This is a genomic window from Bacteroides sp. AF25-5LB, assembly GCF_003602965.1.
Taxonomy (GTDB): domain Bacteria; phylum Bacteroidota; class Bacteroidia; order Bacteroidales; family Bacteroidaceae; genus Bacteroides; species Bacteroides uniformis.
In genome coordinates this window covers 222228-243429 of record NZ_QTMC01000002.1, presented here as the reverse complement: position 1 = coordinate 243429, position 21202 = coordinate 222228, and the positions used below count along the sequence as shown (strand labels likewise).

At 38.6% G+C, this 21202-nt stretch carries 17 protein-coding genes and 2 pseudogenes; 14 read left to right on the top strand and 5 right to left on the bottom strand.

All coding sequences use genetic code 11. The annotated features are described in order from the left end of the window. Window position 1: 1 nt before the first annotated feature. Together DWY57_RS03185 and DWY57_RS03180 are read right to left on the bottom strand one after the other, a co-directional pair. The gene (locus tag DWY57_RS03185) at window positions 2-556 is read right to left on the bottom strand and encodes a DUF5063 domain-containing protein (RefSeq protein WP_057252409.1); all 555 of its coding nucleotides are present in this window, start codon (window positions 554-556) and stop codon (window positions 2-4) included. 64 nt (window positions 557-620) lie between these two features. Continuing rightward, window positions 621-1307: pseudogene (locus tag DWY57_RS03180) on the bottom strand (VapE domain-containing protein); the annotation flags it as partial. Between the two features lie 68 nt (window positions 1308-1375). Between DWY57_RS03180 and DWY57_RS03175 the strand changes: the two are divergent. From DWY57_RS03175 to DWY57_RS03120, 11 genes are all read left to right on the top strand, one after another. Further along, a complete protein-coding gene (locus DWY57_RS03175; RefSeq protein WP_011964745.1) occupies window positions 1376-3052 on the top strand; it encodes a recombinase family protein in 1677 nt (558 codons plus the stop codon). A 59-nt stretch (window positions 3053-3111) separates the two neighbouring features. Then, entirely contained in the window at window positions 3112-4128 is a 1017-nt protein-coding gene (locus tag DWY57_RS03170) for a hypothetical protein (RefSeq protein ID WP_119961333.1), read from the top strand. A 219-nt stretch (window positions 4129-4347) separates the two neighbouring features. Then, window positions 4348-5253, top strand: a complete 906-nt coding sequence (locus DWY57_RS03165) for a hypothetical protein (protein ID WP_243634639.1) — start codon at window positions 4348-4350, stop codon at window positions 5251-5253. 16 nt (window positions 5254-5269) lie between these two features. Then, on the top strand, window positions 5270-5590 hold the full coding sequence (locus tag DWY57_RS03160) for a hypothetical protein (protein WP_119961332.1): 321 nt from the start codon (window positions 5270-5272) through the stop codon (window positions 5588-5590). Then, window positions 5587-6033, top strand: a complete 447-nt coding sequence (locus DWY57_RS03155; protein ID WP_011964749.1) for a hypothetical protein — start codon at window positions 5587-5589, stop codon at window positions 6031-6033. Before DWY57_RS03160 ends, DWY57_RS03155 begins: the two co-directional genes overlap by 4 nt. A gap of 536 nt (window positions 6034-6569) precedes the next feature. Further along, on the top strand, window positions 6570-6719 hold the full coding sequence (locus DWY57_RS03150; RefSeq protein WP_243634638.1) for a hypothetical protein: 150 nt from the start codon (window positions 6570-6572) through the stop codon (window positions 6717-6719). A gap of 540 nt (window positions 6720-7259) precedes the next feature. Continuing rightward, on the top strand, window positions 7260-8075 hold the full coding sequence (locus DWY57_RS03140; protein WP_115649091.1) for a winged helix-turn-helix transcriptional regulator: 816 nt from the start codon (window positions 7260-7262) through the stop codon (window positions 8073-8075). A gap of 201 nt (window positions 8076-8276) precedes the next feature. After that, window positions 8277-9293 carry a DUF3871 family protein gene (locus DWY57_RS03135; protein ID WP_011964751.1) on the top strand — a complete coding sequence of 339 codons (1017 nt, stop codon included), beginning with the start codon at window positions 8277-8279 and terminating at the stop codon, window positions 9291-9293. A 309-nt stretch (window positions 9294-9602) separates the two neighbouring features. Next, window positions 9603-10190, top strand: a complete 588-nt coding sequence (locus DWY57_RS03130; protein WP_011964752.1) for a tyrosine-type recombinase/integrase — start codon at window positions 9603-9605, stop codon at window positions 10188-10190. 707 nt (window positions 10191-10897) lie between these two features. Next, on the top strand, window positions 10898-11650 hold the full coding sequence (locus tag DWY57_RS03125; protein WP_115649090.1) for a hypothetical protein: 753 nt from the start codon (window positions 10898-10900) through the stop codon (window positions 11648-11650). A 50-nt stretch (window positions 11651-11700) separates the two neighbouring features. Further along, entirely contained in the window at window positions 11701-12501 is an 801-nt protein-coding gene (locus DWY57_RS03120) for a DUF4595 domain-containing protein (protein ID WP_011964754.1), read from the top strand. A 325-nt stretch (window positions 12502-12826) separates the two neighbouring features. On the opposite strand, the pseudogene DWY57_RS03115 reads toward DWY57_RS03120, so the two are convergent. Further along, window positions 12827-14233: pseudogene (locus DWY57_RS03115) on the bottom strand (BT4734/BF3469 family protein); the annotation flags it as partial. A 96-nt stretch (window positions 14234-14329) separates the two neighbouring features. Then, window positions 14330-14935 carry a hypothetical protein gene (locus DWY57_RS03110; RefSeq protein ID WP_243634636.1) on the bottom strand — a complete coding sequence of 202 codons (606 nt, stop codon included), beginning with the start codon at window positions 14933-14935 and terminating at the stop codon, window positions 14330-14332. Window positions 14936-15134: 199 nt separating this feature from the next. Between DWY57_RS03110 and DWY57_RS03105 the strand changes: the two genes are divergently transcribed. Further along, on the top strand, window positions 15135-16004 hold the full coding sequence (locus tag DWY57_RS03105; protein ID WP_118696551.1) for an IS982 family transposase: 870 nt from the start codon (window positions 15135-15137) through the stop codon (window positions 16002-16004). A gap of 180 nt (window positions 16005-16184) precedes the next feature. Here the strand turns inward: DWY57_RS03105 and DWY57_RS03100 are convergent, their stop codons facing one another. Further along, window positions 16185-19061 (bottom strand): transcriptional regulator, encoded by a 2877-nt coding sequence (locus tag DWY57_RS03100; protein ID WP_117600521.1) that lies wholly within the window; start codon window positions 19059-19061, stop codon window positions 16185-16187. Between the two features lie 250 nt (window positions 19062-19311). Between DWY57_RS03100 and DWY57_RS21220 the strand changes: the two genes are divergently transcribed. Continuing rightward, window positions 19312-19764 carry a hypothetical protein gene (locus tag DWY57_RS21220; RefSeq protein WP_242496908.1) on the top strand — a complete coding sequence of 151 codons (453 nt, stop codon included), beginning with the start codon at window positions 19312-19314 and terminating at the stop codon, window positions 19762-19764. 29 nt (window positions 19765-19793) lie between these two features. Further along, window positions 19794-21197 (top strand): DUF5125 domain-containing protein, encoded by a 1404-nt coding sequence (locus DWY57_RS03090; RefSeq protein WP_117964167.1) that lies wholly within the window; start codon window positions 19794-19796, stop codon window positions 21195-21197. Window positions 21198-21202 lie beyond the last annotated feature (5 nt).

Below are 21202 nucleotides of genomic sequence, written 5' to 3'. Positions count from 1 at the left end.
TTTAATATTCAAAGTCTGTGGTTTCCTCCTCTTCATCCTCGCCTTGCGCATACTTCACCTCGTGCAGGGCACGCAGGGTGTTGACAAGCTTCTGTCCCCAATGGAGGCGGAAGTTTTCCTGGCAGATGGCAAGCGAATCGTTCATCGTCTCGTTGAAACCCAGCTGGAATACGAAGATAAAGTCCTTGATGTCCTGGTATATGTCGGCCAAGTCTTCGGAAATGTTCCTGGTGATGGGCTGGTCACTATACTTCATGTCAGATACGAATACGTCCAGGTAGTCGTCTTTCTCGGCCAGGATATTGGCGAGGTTCATGCGGAGTACCTCGTAGGTCTCTTCGGTGACGAATGTCTCCGGTGCCTCGTCTCCTATGGTTTCGCATTCGGGCAGCATGGAGGCCTTCAGGTAGAGCAACGGAAGTATTTTTAAGGAGGTATCGACGAACGCGGAACGTTTCACCCCTTCCGCTTGTTCCAGAAACTTGCAAAACTCGGCGGCTACGGTCACAAACTCTACGGCATTCCGGTCGAATATCACTTGACTTTCTTTTTTCATATCTTCTTGATTTGAAACGCAAAGATAGCGCAAACCGAAAGTAGAAGCAAATTAATTGGCAGGATTATTCTTTTTTCACTACATGATATTCTGTTCCTCTTGTCTTCCGGCGGCTGCTGATGCCCAGTTTGTGGAGTGCACGTCCGAACAGAGCCACTTTATTGATGGACAGTCGGTCTTTGGTCTTGGTTTGCAAGAAGGAGAGAATCTCCATAGGGGTCATCCAGTCTCCTTCCTCTTCATTTTCGGCGGGATGGAAGTGGCAGAGGAAGAGCTGTTCCAACGGTGTGGGCTGTTCAAACTCCCGGTTGGTCTGTTTCAAGATGGCTTCGTCGGAATCGTCCAGCCAGTAGCGTTCACCTTTGGCTATGGCATCCATGGCTTGTGCGTAGAGTTGCCGGTAGTTGATGGTGACATTGGTATGGATGGGGCCGGTGACTTCGATGCAGATGAAACGGCGGCTGCCGCTGGGGTCTGTCAGCAGGTCTTTCTGGTTGCTGGTGGCTATAAAGGAGGCGTAGCGTCTTATTTCCTGGATGGCGGTGCCGTAAGGCTTGCGCAGGTTTGCCACGGGTTTCTGCAGCAGATGCTTTAGAAAACCTTGCTGATTGACGCTGATTTGGTCGAATTCGTCGATGTTTATCAGGAAAAAGCGGCCGAGGCTCCGCTCTGCGTCCTGCTTGCTTTTGAAGTCGATACTGTCGGTATAGCCGAAGCGCAGTTCGGGTGGCAGCAGGATGCGGCAGAATGTTAAGTTGTTAAAGTTATACCTTGCTATTGAAAATACTCTTTATCTTTGCATCAAAGATAAGATAAACAATGAAAAGAGTTATAGGTTATATTCGTGTTTCTACTGATAATCAAGACCTTGAAAGGCAAAGGGTGTTGATTAGAAAGTATTGTGAGAATAAGGGGTACTCTCTGTTAAGAATAGAAGAAGACTATGCCATATCTGGAACAGTCAGCAACAGAAACGGATTGAACAGTATTCTAAACATTACCAATAGCGTTGCTGACATGGTAGTAGTTAGTGAGTTGTCTAGACTGTCACGTCAAGATGATATATTTGAAACTTTGACACAGATTCACACAATCATTAGAAACGTGGATTTAGTAATACTAGACGAACCAGACAAGGTATATGAAGCTGGAAAAACTATCATTCTTTCTGACTTTTTAATGCTTGCAATCAAAGCCTATGGAGCAGCGGATGAAAGAAAGAAAATAGTAAGCCGTATGACTACAGGTAAAGACAGTAAAGTACAAGCGTTTCCGTTAATGCTTACAGACAGTAATATACCAACTGGCTTTAAGGCAGTGCCCAATCCGAATTATATAAAGGGAGCAACCCCCAAAATGTTATTGGTGGAAGATGAGGAACGTATGCAGTTAGTCAGAGATATATTTAACTATGTGGCAAACGGTCTTTCTCTAGGAAAAACAGCAGAAAAACTGAATATGCTTGGATATAGGACAGCAAGAAACAAACCGTTCTATGAACAGTCTATCAGAACAATTATAAATGATTCCATTTATAACGGTGTCAGATATTGGAAAGGCATGAAACTGGAACTTCCCGTAAAATTCATATCAGATGAAATCTGGAATCTGGCACACAAGAAAGTGCAGGAGAACAAGAATTATAGCGGTGAGGCACAAAAACATTATAACCCGTTGAAAGGCATTATCAAGTGTCCTTGTGGGCAAACCTCAATGTATGGCAGAACCTCATCCTGCATTACCTACAGATGTCTTGACAGAATAAAGATGGGAATAAAAAGCCCATGCACCAATGTTGGCATAAAGGCTGAAACTTTAATATATGCGGTGTGGAAAGATGTCAGACTTAGAACTCTGGATGAAACTTACCAAGCCAAGAGCAATGAGAAAATTGCAGAAATAGAAGCTGAAAATATAAAACTGACACAAAGCATAAAAGAAAAGGATTCTGAAATAGCCAAACTACAGTCTGATTTGAAAACAGTCATAGATAATGTTATGGCTTCCACCAATATAACAATAGTCAAGGCATTGAATGGCAAGGCGGATTCAATAGACAGCCAGATAAAGAGTATAGAAGCGGAAAAGACAGCCATTGATGAAGAAATTGCATCCAATAACAGAAGAATAGCGGATGAAATAAAGAGCCAGTCAAGAAAAGAACTTGACAGCCTTTCTCTGGAGGGCAAGGGAGAAATGTTCAGAGAATTACTTAGTAAAGTAGTTTATTATTCCGTTTCTTTAAATAGCGGATTCATAGTCATTACTTACAAGAATGACTTGGAAACTATCATAGCGTATCATAATAGGAACAAACCATTTTTATGGGCACTTCCTATAACTTTCAGATTCAACAAGGTAAAACGGACTGTAATAGTTCCAACTTTACCAGAGCAACCTAAAATGACTTCTTTTGTCTTGGAACGTATCAAAGAGAAAGAATACACATTTAAACAGTTGCAGGAAAGTTTCAATCTGGAAGAATATAAAATATAAAAGTCTGTATTCTACAAACTTTTCTGTTATTTTGCAGTAGAACTAATAATGAATGTACCATGCTAGAAGAAAAACTATATCAGATAGAGGAACTTTCAGATTTGAAAGTTTATTGGACTGAAAGCTACAAATGTCTGGATGAGCCACTATTAGAATATGTGTGGGAAGTAGCCAACCACTTTCTACCAGATTATGAAGAAACAGATAAGGGAATGATACCAATAGAATCTACAGCACCTGCTATATTTGCCAACAGATATGCGGAAAGAAACTTGTCCGTTGAAGAAAGATACGAGAGAAACAAAGAAATGAACACTTTCAAAGGAACTTTGGAAGAATACAAAAAACGGGAATACAGAAATCTGGATGATTCTTTCAAAGAGAAGTTTCTAACTAATGAAGATTTACAGAATACCATTGAAGCATATAAGCTAGATGTTAGCAAGTTTTGGTATCTACTTCTGTTCGTATATGACTTTATAGAGGATATTGGTACAAACGCACCTGCATTAAATAAGTCCGTATTAGAAGATTTTAGCTATTTTCATGCCAATCTATTGGAAGCTACAAGTATCACCTTAAAGAAGAACAACAAGAAAAGCTATGTTGTTGAAAGAGAGGACACAATTAGAATCATTCAAGCAGCCTTGCAGCATTTTATCAATACATACAGTGATATTATACATAGTGAACAAGACAGAGAAACCATGATTAAACAATTAAAGAACATAGGTTTGGGTGGATTTATCAGAAATGACTTATCGTCAAAAATCAGCTTTACGGACAAGTTCAGTCTTGACATATCTTATAAGAAATGGAAGTTTACGGATATGTTTCTGTTCTTTATTGAAAGAAGAAAGGCTACCATCATACCCAATAAAAGGGTAAAGGTATCTAAAGACAAGATGATGCTTGTTTCAAGGCTTATCTATACAGTGGGCTATGATGGCAAGAGATATAATGAAGAATACGATTCGGAGGGCAACAAGAACAGAATGTTATCCAATCTCCTTAGAAGATACAAGAACGAGAAATTTCCGTCTGTCATAGCTAATAACTACATGGTAGTCTCATAAACGACATACATACAACCATAGCAGGAATGCGTACTGAAAGGATTTCCCTTTTTGGTACGCATTTTTTTTGCGTACTGGAATGGGCACGTTTTCTACACACATGGGCATTAGGCAAAATGCTTTGTCTATGGGAATTTCCACTCTACTTTTGCATCATCAAAAAAATAATAACGGCGTGCCAGAAGCCAATATAAATCCGCAGGGCAGCGGTAATAAATTATGAGAAACGAAATTATGACATTAACAGAATTAACTAAGAATGGTGTAAAAGTAGCAAGATTGGCAGGTAACAGAGATTTGAATGAAAAGGCAGTCAAGGCTAAAATGAAATCAATGAGGGAATACGGTCAGCTAGTTCCTGCAATCATTGTGGACGCTTCCACTGCAATTAAAGACGGTTTGAAAGTGGTTGATTTTACCACTGGTGAAGAAATCAAGGATGGAAATAACTATGTTGTTCTATTGGATGCCAACCACCGTTACAGTGCCCATTTAAGACTTCTGGAAGAGAATAAAAAGATTGAGCTGGAAAAGCAGTACGAAAGAGAGTTCTATTTCATGTATTCTTTGAATCCGTCTGTTAGCATTGAAAAGACATTGGCGGAAATCAACATTGCCACTACCCCATGGAAAGGTGCGGATTATGTAAAGGGTGTGAAAATGATGGTTGAAGAGGATTTGCCGACATTGGACTTTGTGTCTGATTTGACTACTATGGGCTATTCTCTGGATGCGGCTTCCAAGTGGGCTACATTTGGCAGTAAGATAAGCAAGGCAGTTCTTGTCAGGGCTATCAGCGGCAATATTGATGAAGTGCTTAGAAAATCAAACACCATCAGTAGAGGGAGAACACTTGTTGAAGCCGCCAGAAAATCATTCAGTGCGGAGTTTTTGAAGAGCCGTACACTCATTGACTGGATTATTGGCAAGTATGAAGATACGGATGATAGCGAAAAAAGTACGTTCACTAACAATATGAACCACTTTCTAGCTAATGTTCAACGTGAAAATACGGAGAAGATAGAAAAAGCTAAAGGTACAAGAGGTGGAAAACCAAAGGAAACTATCATTTATGAAGAACTAAACATTCTTTGGAAAAAACACATGGAAGAGAACTATAATTAATCAAATAAATATAAATATGGGAAAGAATGAATTTACAAAGCTATTTACTTTTTTGGAGAAGTATGGCATAAACTTTAATGAGTATATGTTGGCAAAGATGTTGGCTTGGGCACAAGCCAAGCAAAATGCAGAAGTGGTAAATGAATACTTTTCAATGAGAGTGTGCTGTCGTGGGTTTACCATTCAGTCATTGCAAGGTCTTAAAGATGCAAAACTAATAAATGAATCATACGAAATGCCAAAGGCAGGAAGCGTTTTTGAGCCTTGCGGTGTTCCTCTGGATAGAGATTTTATGCAAGATATAGTTAATAATAACTTTAAACATTTTGAATTATGAGTACAAGAGGTTGTATCATTGAATTAAAGAAAGATGTATGTAAAGTTGGTTACTTACATTATGGCGCAAACTTCGCTTCCAAATTGATACACTATGGAATGCTTGGTTTGACTTTTACAGAAGATGTTCTGAAAACGGATATAGAGATGGAACAGAAAGAGGGAGTGGTGGGAGTATTTTATCAAGAAACCAATGATGCCGGAATAATTGAAAGGCTGTTCAGATATGACACTAGTGTGATAAATATAGATGCGGAGATATTTATATTTATTGAAAAGAGAGGAAATGATTCTTTTGATGTGACAATAAAAAGAACTATGGACGTTGAAGAAGAAGATACAGAGGAAGAGTGGGCTAAAGTTCCAGAAAAGCTCAAGGTACTGCTACTTGAAAACAGAAAAGAAGAAACGAAGTTCATTAGAACTTGTGTCGGAATAGATTAGACACAATGAAATAAGAAAGCCAGTTTAATATTAATTTGACTGGCTTTTTGCATTATATTGTTTGAATCAGTATTCCACTGGTTCACAAGGGCAGCAGGATAACTGACTGCCTTTTTTTATTGCCGTTTTTCATCTACTAGGCAAGTTATATAGCACCTACTTCGATATATCCGCTAGTCGCTAATATACAGTTGTTTAACTATCTATTCCGAATATCACATATCCGTAAATAGCCATAAATATAAACTATTGTCAAAAGAACTACATAAAGTCACTATTCTTGTCTGTTAGCTTATTGACAGAAGAAAATAACGGCAATATGGAGATAAAGGTAAGCTGGCTATAGAAAGTGCCCCTTTGATTAGGTACACTGCCCAGAGGTGAGTATAATCGTACATAGATAAAAAGATTGGAATTACCACGAGCAGAGGCATAACCAGAACTGCCCAGAGTAATTCAAGCACTATAGATTTTACAGTATATAATGAAACTAACATTGAATCATGGAGTATTACACGTTTGAACAATTAAAAGAAATGGCTTTCAAGGATGGCATTACCGGCAATAAGGTAGCTGTTGGTATATGGGCAAAGATGAACGGCTTTCTAAAGAAAAAGAAGCAGATAAACAAGCGTAGAATTACATTCTACTTTAAACTGGATGATTGGCAACCTCATAATGTATGACTGCAAAGCCTTTCTGTAAGGCAGCATCAAAAACGGTACATAATACCTATTTCGGCATACATGGTTAGCCAGATAACACAAGAAAGTAAATTACAGATGTTTTTTAAAGATAATCTTAGTGAAGTGGTACTAAGGAAAAATGAACCGTAGTCTATGGGAAATTTGACACCAAGTATAGGGGAAAAATGATACTCTATACATTACTACAATACTAACATTACAACTTAGATAATTCAGTGCTTCGCACTTCATTATCAAATTTCTAGCTTTCGTAGATAAGTAACTAATAACAAAAACGTAACATTATGATGATATACAACAACAGACTGTTCAATACCAGAAAGGAATTGAAACGGTATCTAGGTGGAACACGTAAATACAACAAGGCTCTGAAAAACGGAGAGATTTATAACATATATCAAGAAGAATCAAATAACCAACCGTTTGCGCACAATGGAACAACAATATACGACACTGACAAAAGACATTAATAATGTAGATAATAAGGATGCTATAGTATATGCCTATATAAAGTCAAGGATGAATTATAAAACTTCCATTGCAGATAATGTTACGGAAAAGGAGATTTCCGAAAAACTAGGCATATCATTAAGCACTGTAAAAAGAAGCGTTTCAAGGCTAAAGAATAATAAGAATCTTATTGATAAAGTGATAAGTAACAATGTAATAGCAGAAGGAAGCTACAAGACGTACAATAAATATCATGTGGCAAAATGTAATGAAGACTTCTTTTATATTTATAACAGTTTCTTTAATGATGATATGAACATTGCAAAAGCCAGTGAGAGAATTAAGATAAAGAACTTCTTGCTTAAATTAAAGGCAATATGCAAAAAGGAAACGAACAAGTATATAAGTGAAAGTCCGTATCTGGATGGGCTTAACAAAGCGGAACTGTCTAAGAAACTGGGCATTGATACAAAGACATTAAATAAATATCTGGAAATGGCAGTCAATGCAGGACAGATAAAATATATAACTAATGGTTTGCTGATATTGAACAAGTCCATTATTCCAGATTTTAAGAAAGATGATACAGATACAAGAATCTATCATATTATTTATGACTGGTGCATTGATAACGATGTTGTTCCACCAGACAGAAACGATGAAATAAAAATAATGGAAGATGGCAGTGTCAGAAGAAAAAACAGCTTACTTCTTGAAATAGCAGGAAAGCTAGGTTATATGAAAGATGAAGAAATTAGGAGTTTGCTAACTAATAGAATAACTTCCGAAGAAATAACTTTGGAATATATAGCTAAAGTGCTGAATATAAAAAATAAAAAGAAGAAGGAAGAAATAGAGTGGCCACCCATCATCATGCTTGACTAAACTAGCTAATCACCTATATTCAGTTTAGCTAAAAGTCAAGAGAGCAGATATATAAAGTACTTAGTACAGAAAGCCCCCTCCCCATTCAGCCAGTAACCTTAAATATATAAGAGTGCCTGCCTTTACGGTTGGCAACCCTCAATAGTCCCCCTCTGTATATTGATATAAAAAGAATTATTAATCATTTAAACTTTTATCAATATGAATAATTTAGTTATCATGCCAACAGAGAACAGAGAGAGAATGAATTTAGGTGAGTTTGCAGAAGAAGCAACCATTATTGAAGAAACTGCAATATCTAACAAGTCTTTACATTTCATAGAGGCAAACACACAAGAAGTTTCTTTAAGTCACTTGAAAAATGACTGCATTACTCCAGTGTTTGCCAAAGACAATGAGCTTACAGTAAACCATGCTGCATTTATTGAAACTGTTTGGGAAGCTGCAAACTCCTACTACAATGGTGAGGCTATTGGAACACCCAATATTCGTGTTAGTCATGTGATTAAGGGGCGCATTCCGGAAGCGATACATAAGCCAGCCAATCAGTTGTTAGAATCTGACAAAACTATCTATTATGAGAGGGCAGCTTTCAGTATTGACATTCCTACAATCTATGAAACGGTTGAGGGTAACAAGTTGAACCTTTCAATAGTAGGGGTTAGAGCCTATAACCAAATGAATCTGTATTCAAAGAAAGTTCCAGAGTTGTTTAGGTTGGCAATAGGCTTTAAAAACCAAGTTTGTTGCAATATGTGCATATTTACAGATGGTTACAAGGATGATTTAAGAGTGAGCAATACAAGTGAACTTTACCGTTCTGCCTTAGAGTTGTTCAACAACTACAATCCTGCCAAACATCTGTATCTGATGCAACAGTTGGGTAATACTTCCATGAGTGAGCATCAATTTGCACAAATATTGGGTAAAATGAGACTTTATCAGTGTTTGCCCAATGGCTACCAAAAGAGACTGCCAAGAATGTTATTAACTGATACACAGATTAACAGTGTTGCAAAAGCCTACATTAATGATGAGAACTTTGGCAGCTTTGGAAATGACTTGAATATGTGGAAATTTTATAATTTGCTCACTGGAGCAAATAAAAGTTCATATATTGATAGTTTCTTAGACCGCTCTTTAAATGCTACTGAAATGGCAGTTGGAATTAATGCAGCCTTGCATGGGGATGAGCATTACAAATGGTTTATTGACTAATTAATGAGAGGACATCTATTTATTAGGTGTCCTTTCTTTTTTAACAACTTAAAAATACTACAGAATGGAAGATAATGGAAAACTAGTACTATGGGGTACATTGGTAGTTCTACTACTAATAATAATTGGTATTATCAATCCTTTTTTGCTGATACTGATTATTGCAATCTTTACTTATCTGCAATCATAAATACTCACTAATATACAAAGTGAATGTTTTGCTATAAATCAACACATTAGCTAATTAGCTAGTATGTTGGTAATGGTGAAACATTCACTTTTATTTATTTACATATAAAACAGAACATTATGAGTTTAAAGTATTCAAGCACTACAGCAGATTATCTAGTTTGGTCTGATGCTATGAATTTAATAAGGAAATTGGCTAAAGATGGTAATTACAAAATTTCACTTCTTATAGCTTTGGGTTGTTTCACAGGATTGAGAATATCAGATATTTTAGCTTTGAGATGGAAACAGATATTAAATACCAGTGAATTTACAGTAATAGAGAAAAAGACAAATAAGGTGAGAACTATTAGGATAAATGCCCAACTTGGGCAGCACATTAAAGAATGCTATGAACAGATAAAGCCTATAGGAATTAACTCACCTATTTTAGTGAGCCAAAAAGGAACTGTTTTCACTATCCAGAGAATCAATGTGATACTAAAAGAGGTGAAAAAGAAGTATAAATTAAAGATTAAGAACTTTAGCTGTCATTCACTTAGAAAGACTTTTGGCAGACAAGTTTATAATATGAACAGTGACAATTCAGAACTAGCCTTAGTCAAACTGATGGAACTGTTTAATCATTCCAGTGTAACTATAACTAAAAGATACTTAGGTTTAAGGCAGGAAGAACTGTTAAATACTTATGACTGCCTAAGTTTCTAATCTGTTGGAATGTGACAAAGTTTGAAATTTCTGAGCTATTTACAGAGATAGAAAGTTTTGTCACATTCTGATAGTCCTATGCAAACCAGTTCCGAAATGAAGTGGGAACCGTCTTTTTAAAAAGGCATGGTACGGCTTGTAGTTTATGGTATGTGCGATTTGTGGGAACTACTAATAAAGTTTGAATGGTTATATCAATCTGCAATATTAGCTATAATCTTTCTAGCTAACAGTAAGTATGAGTTCCGTCTTATATGCCCACTTCTAATTTTTATACTGCAATGAAGTTACAACTAAAAGAAACTGATACTAGCTAATTATCTATTACAGATATGTTTTGGAACACTTGGAACTGCATTTATCAGCGTTTTATCTTTAGCTATTCAAAACCTTTCATTAACTTTGCAGCAATTTCAGAGGTCTTAATGCGTTAAGACACTGGAAGGACATATTTTAGTAAAGGGCGTTTAGCAAAGTTATCCTTCACTTGAATCTGGACAATTCTTGACTGTGGGTAATGAGCAAGAAGCGTCCGCGTCTATGGTATTTTATATCCTAGCTATAGGAATATCATATCATTAGGCGTGGACTTTGCTTATTATACAGTCAAGGCAGTCCAGAGCCTAAGTGGAATAATAAGTTAAAGTTTCCACGCCTTATTTTTATCCGCTTCTGTCTGGAAACTGGGAAGCATGGATTTAAACAAGATGAAAGCCTACTTATTGGATATTCCTAACAAATACCACAGATTCAGTAAGAATCTGGATGTTAAGGCTATTCTATGTAATAAGTCTTGGTTGGTATTTAATGATTCTGGAGATAAGGAGTTATATATCTTTCAAGAAAACGGTTCTCTCATTACTTCTGTAAATGGTAGTGTTATAAATGCTACATGGCAATATATTTCTGCCAATAATTCCTTAGTGATTTCTTTCAAAGAACAATCTTATATGCTTCATCCATCATTCAAGGATGATGTTATATTTGTTTTACAGCTAGACGGAACAGAAAAATTTGCCTTTATGATAGAAGAAAGCCAAAGCAATTCTTTTCATCCAAAATCACTAAAAGAACTTACTGCCTATTTTGAAAACAAAGAACGTAGAAATATAGAAGAAAGGCAACAAGAAAAAAGATTCTTATTGCAACAGCAAGAAACTAGGCAAAAAGAAATAAGAGAATTTCAGATAGACCAGAAAAGACGAAGAAAAGAGGAAGAACGAGAAGAAGAAATTTTGAAGAATTGTAACTATTACTTGAAATTCAGCATAATTGCAGGGAGTATATTCGTAATATATACAGTTCTGTTTATTATTTATTATCCTCCAACACAGAACCTTAGAAGTTTTATAGATATGCTTTTTACATTCTGTTCTCCAATACTATTTTTCAGTGTCATTGCAATAATAATTGATATTAGATTAAGAAGCAGAATACTTAGACGCTATAACCAAAGATAAATATCCAGTGATTTAATCAACATAATTAATAACTTAAATATCAAACAGAAATGAAAACTTTTAGATTAATTGGAATGGCTTTACTAGCCATAGTCATGTGTGTGAATTTCACTTCTTGCAGTGATGATGAAGAACCTAGTAAAAATGATGATGGTGTTATCACCAATCAAAAGCTACTTATTGAATTAAGAATGACAAACGAAGATGGGGTATCTATTACTGAATATTCCTACGGTAGTAATGGTAAGCTAATATCAGCTACAAACACAGAACAATACGATGGTAGCACACACACCAGTACTTATACAGTCACTTGGGGAGCAAACAAAATCATTGAAAGCAGAAATGGAGAGGCAATCACATATACATTAGAAAATGGATTGATAACACATACTTCTGATAGTGACGGAGGAGATTTGGATAATACAGACTTTACTTATAATGCAAACAATCAGCTAGTAAAATTGCAATATGATGAAGAGGACTATCTGTCTTACACATGGCAAGGTGAAAAATTAACTAAAATGGCATGGAGCTTTAGCGATGAAGATATTCACGAATTGTCTTATAGTGGAAAAACTTGTAAAGGCTATCTCCCGATAATGGTATGGAGTGTGGATGATTTGCGTCCGTTATTGGAAGCACATCCCGAATTGGCAGGAATGAGATGCAACCAACTTCCAGACAAAATATATAGCAAAGATGAAATTGACGAAACTACAGAGCAATATACCTATACATTTGATAAAGACGGATATGTGGAAAGCTGTACTGAAGTATCTACTTACAAACGCCTAGATAATAATGAAACAAGAACAGAAACTACAATTTATACTTTCACATGGGAATAGTCTAGTGAAACTGTAACTAATGCAAAAAGCCAGCCTATCCAATTACGGATAAGTTGGCTTTTTCAGTTCTGAACACTTAATCATTAACATCTTTTCTTGGACTTCATTATAGGAACAAGTCCAATAGTAGAGAAATAGTTCCGCATTATCTCTCTGTTACCAATTGGTTTCTTTATTAATTTCTTCATAGCTATAAATTTTAGAGTTTCACATATCCAACTGTATTCAATATTACAGAGAAATCAAAATGAGAATACACTCTATATCTCATAACATTCTGTATTTCTTTATTTTAAGCAAGGTATAACTTTAAAAAGTCAAATAAGGTACTTTTACGATAGCCTTGGGCCCCGACCAGCAGGGGAGACGTGTTGTTTCCATGCTGGCGGTCGATGTTTTGCCAGTGCGCCGTCATGCTGAGAAACCAGCGGTAGAAGAGTTCCCGCCAGTACGGATTGTTGCAGGGGACGAGGTCGGCCAATGCGCGGATACGGTCCTTGCCGTCCCAATGTCCGGTGCTGTTCAGATATTCTTCGATGGGGTTGTACAAGGGAATGGCGTCCGAGTTGAGGTAGCGTGCCACATCTCTGTCCCATACGCTGATTCCTTCTTTCAGGGCATTCTGTCCGATACTGCTTCTTACCCGCTGGTCGGCAGGGCGGAAGTGGAAGTGTATGGAGTCCCGTTGGCGGAATTCCAATTCTCCCAGCACGGTGTTCCAGCGGAACTCATAGCGTCTGTTCATGAATTCTTCCAGGCGGAAGGCGGTGATTTGGTCGCGGGTCATGCTGCTGCGGGTGCCGAAGCCTTTGCATTCGCGGTAGAGGTTGTGCAGGGTCATGCGCACCAGCTGTTCATCCGCTTCGCGGTAGTAGTGCATCATGACTTGACGTACTGCCTCTTCTTCGGGAATGCCGGCTTTGTAGCAATGCCCGGCAAGCAGGTAGAGCAGGGGGCGAAGGTCATCGCCCCGTTTCCAGTTTTCCAGCTCTTCGAAGGTACGGTTCAGGGCGGCTTCGAAGAGGATGGAGAAGGTTTGGGAGGCCGGATAGCCGGGGGCAATACGCATCAGCGGGTTTGCTTCGGTCTGTTTCCGTTGGCCGAAGGTGGGCTCGTCGGGCACGGACAAAGGCTGTTCCAGACAGAAAGGGACGGCAGACGGATTGTAATAGGGACGGTCATCGAGCGTCATGCGGCAGCTTTGCTCCACGGCAGGTTCTTTCAGCGTGACGGGGTAGGGGAGCAGGGGCTGGTAACAGTTTACGGCGAGCCGGTAGGCAGCGGTATGAAACAGCCTGATTTTTTCTTCCTGCCTGGGGCGCGAACCGTCGGGGGTGGCAAACAGTACCCATATTTTTACGCTTCGTCCACTGCTTCCGCAAAAGGCGGCAAAAGTTTGCGGCAGCAGGGCCGCCTGGTGCTTTACTTGCTCCACTTCCACGGCATTGGCCAGGTGGTTGACTTCAATCTGTACCAGTCCGTTATAGGTTTTTAGGTATCTTTCCCCCTCTTTGCTGCGGGCATATTCTGCGGCAGGGCAGATGCGTGGCAGTTTGTCTATGCAGGGGTAGTGTCCGTTGCTTCCGGTGATGTGGGGAATGAGGCTGCGCAAGGCGGATATGTGTCCGGCTTTGTTCTCGGTTTTCATCTTCTCCATCAAGGTGTCGCTGGGCCATGTGCTGAATGTCTCTTTGCCGGTTTCACGAGCGGTGCGTATAAGGGTAAGTTTCATGGGGTGCTTGCTGTATTAAAGTCCGCAAAGCTACTGAAAAATGACGGGACAGCCGAGGAAAAGTGGAATTATGATGAAACTTCTCATACTTATTTTTTATTCTGGCTGTACGTCGTAATCCGACTGGTTTTTCACGCCGACAATGTCTTGCTTCTTCACCTCGGTTGTTAATATGTGCTGCAACTGCTGTGAGGTCAGCGTCTCGGTGGGAGAGAACTCAGCCGACTTCATATAGCTTAAAATGGCATTGCGCAGCTGACTTCCTTCCGGAGTGTGGCGAATTGCTTCGAGGTTACTCATACAAACCAATACCTTACCGTTGTCTACGGCAAATTCGAACAGCAAGCCTAACTTGTGGTTCCGTTCCACATTGTCTACTACTTGGATAAGCGGCTTGTATTCGTGGCGCGTAGCATTCAGAATAAAGGGGCGGGCATGGCGTACGATGCTCCACCATTGCCAGTTGCTATGGCACTCGGTGGGGAATTGCCGGAACAAGGGATGTTTCTCGTCCATCAGCAAGGAGAGGGTGCCCGGCGAAACTTCGCGGCCGGCGTTTTCCGAAATGCTTTTGAACATGGCATAGTTCCAGTAGTCAGGAGTGAAAAGGCCGCCTACACTCTGTTCTTCAATGGCTTTGTGGTCGGGTATAAGCAGTATCTTTCCTCCTTGGCTCAGTCTCTTTCGCGCCTTATCATCCAAAGATTGACAGATGAAGATGTCCGCTTCGCTTTCCGGTGTCCGGTCGGGGTATACCCATAAGTTAACGTGAATTCGAAATAAGAATAAATATATTTTTCTGACAATTAGAGATATAGCGATAAAATCATTAAATTTATAGTGTCCAATTATAACATTTAAACGATTACCACTATGTTTCCAGAGTCTAAAGTTACATTGTATGGCCGATGATTTTTGCAAGGAATTTACATTTCAACAGGAAAAATATATGATTGAGTATAAGAAGACCAAGCATCGTAACAAACCCAACTGTATGAGTGATGCTGAGATTATGGTTATTCTAATCCGGTTTCACTCCGGTGGTTTCCGCTGTTTCAAGCATTACTATAAGGAATATGTCTGTAAACATCTGAAACACCTTTTTCCGCGTCAGGTTTCTTATAACCATTTTGTGGAACTGGAGAAGGAAGTATTGCTTCCCGTGACCATCTTCATCAAAAAAGTCCTGCTAGGAACCTGTACCGGCATCAGTTTTGTCGACTCCACTCCCTTGCGTGTTTGTCGTAACCAAAGAATCCTTATTTATAAGACATTTGAGGGACTTGCCGAGCGTAGAAAATGTTCAATGGGATGGTTCTTCGGATTCAAGCTGCATCTGATAATCAATGACAAGGGTGAGATTCTCAATTTCATGTTTACGTCTGGAAACGTGGATGACCGGGAACCGTTGAAACAGGGTAAGTTTCTGGAGAACATCAAAGGAAAACTATGTGCAGACAAAGGATATATAGGTCAGGCTCTGTTTGAGAATCTTTTTCTTAATGGGATACAGCTTGTCACTAAAGTTAAAAACAATATGAAGAATTCACTGATGAGTATTGCCGACAAGATTTTGCTCAGAAAAAGAGCCTTGATCGAAACGGTCAATGACGAATTGAAGAACATTGCGCAGATAGAACACTCCAGACATCGTTCATTCAATAACTTTATAGCCAACTCTTTGTCGGCTATAGTAGCATATTGCTTTTTTGAAAAGAAGCCCGCCATTGACGTGAATTTTGTCAATGACGGACAACTTGCTATTTTTTGATTTTATATTGAATTCACGTTAATGATAGTAAATTTATAATCAATATTTTTAGGAATTCGTTGATTTTCTGACTCATTCCTGCATCATTGATTTCTTATTAATATGAGGCTAGAAAGCCTATTAGTATTATAAAAATCCATTTGTAACGGATAAAGCAGTAAGCACCGCTACTTTTAGGCGTCACTTTGAGAACTTTTGCAGAAACTCCGTAAGATTACTTCCCTTTTCTAGACCTAATTTTTTGCGCAGGCGATAACGGCTGATTTCAACTCCTCGTAAAGAGATGTTCAGCAATGGAGCTATTTCCTTAGAAAGCAAATTCATCTTGATATAAGCACAAAGTAACTTTTCTTTATTGCTTAGTTCGGGGAATTCCTCCTCTAATTTTTTAAAAAAATCATGATATACTGAGTCAAAACTACTCTGAAAAGCCTGCAAATCATCATCATGCTCAATATTTGTATCAATCTCTCCTAATAATCGAAGTGTCTTCCGGCGAAGCAAAACAAGATTCTCTTCACTGATGGAATGGGAAATATTTAATACTTCTTTTTTGATATTCAATAGGGTTTCATTCTTACGTACAATATTGAGCGTAGTACGAATCAATTCTTCTGATTTATGACGCAACTCCGACTGCAAGTTTTCTTCCTTCAGAATGTCTATTTTTTTATCTTTCAAATCACTCTCCTTTTGGAATTTCTGTTCTTGCTGGTAAAGTTCCGATTCTTTTTGTACCAGCAGACGTCTACGACTTTCTGAAATATGATAATACATATAATAAAACAGCGACATTACAACTATCAAATACATCAAATAACTCCACCATGTACGATACCAAGGTGGCAGGATTTCAAAAGTAAAAGCAGTCTTTACCGGATCTTGATCCCCGTCGGTCAGTAATTTCACACTAAATACGTATTTGCCTTCATGTAACTCTGTGAATTCTTTCACATTATTCTCACTGTATTCACTCCAGACATCTTGCTTACCGTCTACACTTAGCTGATATGAATATAGAGCCGTCCGTGATTTATTATAATTATTCACACTATATTTTATTTTAATCGAATTCTGAGAATAAGGAATCACCACTGGAACTGTATCATACAAATAACTGCGGCCATAGATAAGCGAATCACGAAATCCAGTCAGATATACTTTTCTGATTTGTAAGTTCAACGGTGGGCGCTGTATTTGCGAGCTATCCATTTTTATCAGTGAAAAGCCATCTTCAGTTCCAACAATTGCTTGGTCAGTTTTATAAAGACATACATCTTCAAAATTTTCTATTAACATCCCTTTCAAAAACAATTCATTATTCACTTGATAGTACTCCTTATTGGTGGAATCATAATGCAGCACCTTCAATGTTCCGTTCACCACATACCAGATATTCTGCAATGAATCTATCTTCATATAGGTATAAGCAGTCTTGCCTTCTAATAATTGTTCAAGTCTAGTATACGCCTCCAAACAGTCACGGCTCTGGTCATAGTACCATAAGCCATAATGTGAAGCTATAGTTACTTTGTCATTCACTCGCAGCAGGCATGCATCATAGCCACGAGGGAACCTTCTGTTATTGTAATCCTTAATTTTTTCTATTTTCCGCAAATCATCTGACAATGTCAGGCGGGAAACCCCATTTTCCTTATTTCCTACCCACAGAATATTGGTGGAATTCTCCATCAACATATCTTTGCACGAGCGGCTGAAGCCCTCTATATAGCTTTCCACAGTCCAATTCGCCCCTTTTTTCGTAAGTAAATACAATCCGCTATAAGTTCCTGCAATCAGCGCATCTTTGCGTGCATCTACCGATACCATCCCCCATACCCCTTTAGGATTATTGAGATGCTCCACATGATCTCCATCTATTATAAAAATACCATTATCTGAGCAACAGAAAAGCTTATTGTCGTATTGGTGAAGCGACCACATTTGTCCACCCGTATCTGGCACAAAATCAATAGGACTTTTCTGATTTAATAGTTCTGGAGGAGTAGACCGATATAAACCTTGATTCGTTGCAAAATAGAACTTGCCTCGGTAGTTGCAAGAAGCATATCCTGAACCAATCATCGGTTTACCACCATATAGTGAAACAAGCTGTTCATTTAAATGGATGCAATCGATGCCATTGTCCAAACCTAACCAAAGATTGCCAGTCTTATCAAACATCATGCTTAAGACTGTTTTATTTTGCAAGCCATTCTCTGTAGATATCACCTCCATTTTATTTGTCTTCAGATTTAAAAGACAAACTCCACCTTGAATACTACCTAAAGCCAACAATGAGTCTTGTAACGCTGCACAGAATATCTTATTCTTACGGCAGAATTCTTCAGCGCTGTTAGGAAATTTTCGGAAAGAAGTAGCATCATGAATGAAAAGACCGTTATCTCTGGTTACTGCCAGCAAGTTGTCCTTATAAGGTAATAGCCCTCCAATCTTCACCGTAGCACCTATTGCCGAAGAGTTGGACACTTGTTTGAATTTTGTTCCATTTAGCACTAACAACCCTTTATCGGAAACTATATATAGTTTGTTTTGTAAAATCAATGAAGTATAGATCTCTGATGTATGGTCTACCTTATTCATCACGCCTTTCTCTATATAGAAAAAACAGCGGTCTGATTGAAAATACACACGGTCACTATCCGGCAGAATATTCCAAATGACCCCCACATTTACATTGGGCGATAAGCTATCAGAAAGGCAGGTATACTCCAATCCACCCAAATGATTTGGGGTAAAATAGCCAAATTGCCCCATTCCACCGATATAGATCCGTCCATCATGCCCCATTTTTACCGTACGTGTTTTAGCATTATGAATCGGATATGTATTCCACTCCACCCCGTCAAACTCCAATAACCCTTTATTGTTAGCTGAATATATCCAACCATTATCGTGTTGTTGAATATGCCAATTCTGATTGCCAGCCTTATAAACATGTCGAGTGTAATTTGTCACTTGACGTTGCCATCCGGCATTTATAGGAATAGATATAAAGAAAAGAAGAATATAAAAACAAGTGAGCTTTTGTTTCATAGCAGTTAACATTTTATTTTTAAAACAAAGATAAAATATTTTATCTACAAATAAAATAATAATTTATAGATGTACTTGAATTATTATAATAAATATTTAATTATCAGCAAAATAATTAAGAAGTGAGAAGGTTTTGATGTAGTTAAGACTAATTAATGAGAAAGTTTTGATGTAATATTTTTTTTAGCTTCCTTTTATTACTCACATATATTTGCAGCATCTTTTTGTTAAACCTATATATTGCATACTAATGAGAAAAGCATCTTATTTATTCCTATTCAGCTTATTGATTAGCAGTAGTGCATGTGGATCAGACAATGATGGAACAATTTCTTCCAAAATACCTGACGGAGAAAATCCGGTGACTTCGGCCGGTTTGCAAGCCTACATGCTTACTACCACTGACACCCGTACCTATGAGCTAAAAGAGTCTACAGCGAAATTTGAATCCCAAGTCAGCATGTCACCTAAAAACATTTTGTTGAATCCGCAACAGACTTTTCAGACTATGCAAGGGTTCGGAGCTGCACTTACTGGTTCATCTGGAAGCTATGCCTTTGTCATCATCAATAAAAGCAATACAGCCAAGAATATTGTACTTACCGCTCCAGACAATTCTGGGAAAAAGCACTCGGCAAATTGCATCTTGCAACCCCGTTCGGTAAATTCTTTCAAATGGGATGATAAAAACAGAGATAACTAATTACTTTTTAAATTAAAAAATCACAGATTATGAGAAATCGATTTTTGCTCGGCATGATGACATTCTGCCTCGTCGGAACAACATCGTGCAAAGACGAGATTGACCAATTTGATGATCACGGTAACTCCTCAATTGTCTCCTTTCAAGGCTCCGATAAAGCCTACATGGGCGACAGTATCTCTTTTGACTTTGAAGTAAAGAGCAGTAGCGTGAAAATCAACCAGGCCAAAGTACAACTCTATTATGGAGAAGAAATGGTATCTGAAGCACTTTACATGTTGAAAGCCGATGGAAAGTATAGCGGAAAAGTGTTGGTTCCGTTCTTAAAGAATACCCCGGACGGAGATGCCAAAGTAATCCTGCGTGTACAAAACGAACGCTTTGCTGCAGACAGCCGTGAAATGACGGTAGCAATAGAGCGTCCCAAGTATCAGACACTTCGTTTAGTAGCGGCAGATGGAACAGAATATGCCATGATGCCTGTGAAAGGAAAGGAATACGAGTACAGTGCGCGCGCCAAGTTTCCTGCTGAAATGGAAGCATCCATTGTACTCCCGGCTTATTCCGACGGAAGCAACAATCCTTATCTAACAGGCAACGAGATTCGTTTTGGTATGGACAACGGTCGTATTTCAATGAATGCTCCAAAAAATATCAGCTTTGAGACTACCGGATATGGCGATGATGGTATGTATGACATTACATTCAACACCTTGACTTTTGAGGGAACTCCTTTCCCTAAATTTGGTTTACGATTTGATACGCAGAATAAATTTGTGGAATTCGAGGGTTCGGGCAATGTGTTTACGGTTGAGACGGAATTTAAAAAGGATGACATTATCAAAGTGAGCGGCATCAAAGAAGAGTACCCCGAGCTTTGGAAAAACCCCACTTGGTTCAGTGGTGTAAAAGGAGATGAACAACTGCTCCATTTCCGTGGTAGAGATGGCAAATATCGCTTCACCTTGGATAAAGGGCTGAAAGCCATCATGATGGAACAGTTGGAAAATGCGACCGCCTCAGGTAACCAAAATGCATCTGCCGTATGGGTTATCGGAAATGAGAGAATAGGGTTTCCATCATATAGCAAGAACAACATCAATTGGAATACAAACAAAGGGTTCAACCTCGTTCCACTGACCGGCACTAAGTACGAACTGGTGATGTTGGTGGGCCAGAACATTGATAGCGGCAATGTCAACTTCAAATTTTTCGGCCAAAAAGGATGGGGATTGGAATGGGTAGGTCCTGGCGCATATACGCTGAAAGAAGGTGGTAACTATATAAAATATGCCAGTGACGGTAACTTCCAAAGTGCAGAGATGTGGCCTACAGGCAAGTACATGGTAATGACCATGGAAACTGCCACCAAGCCCGCTGGATTGTGGGTGAAAGCACTGGAGGAAATGCCTGTTTACGAGGCTGCAGAATAAGGTAA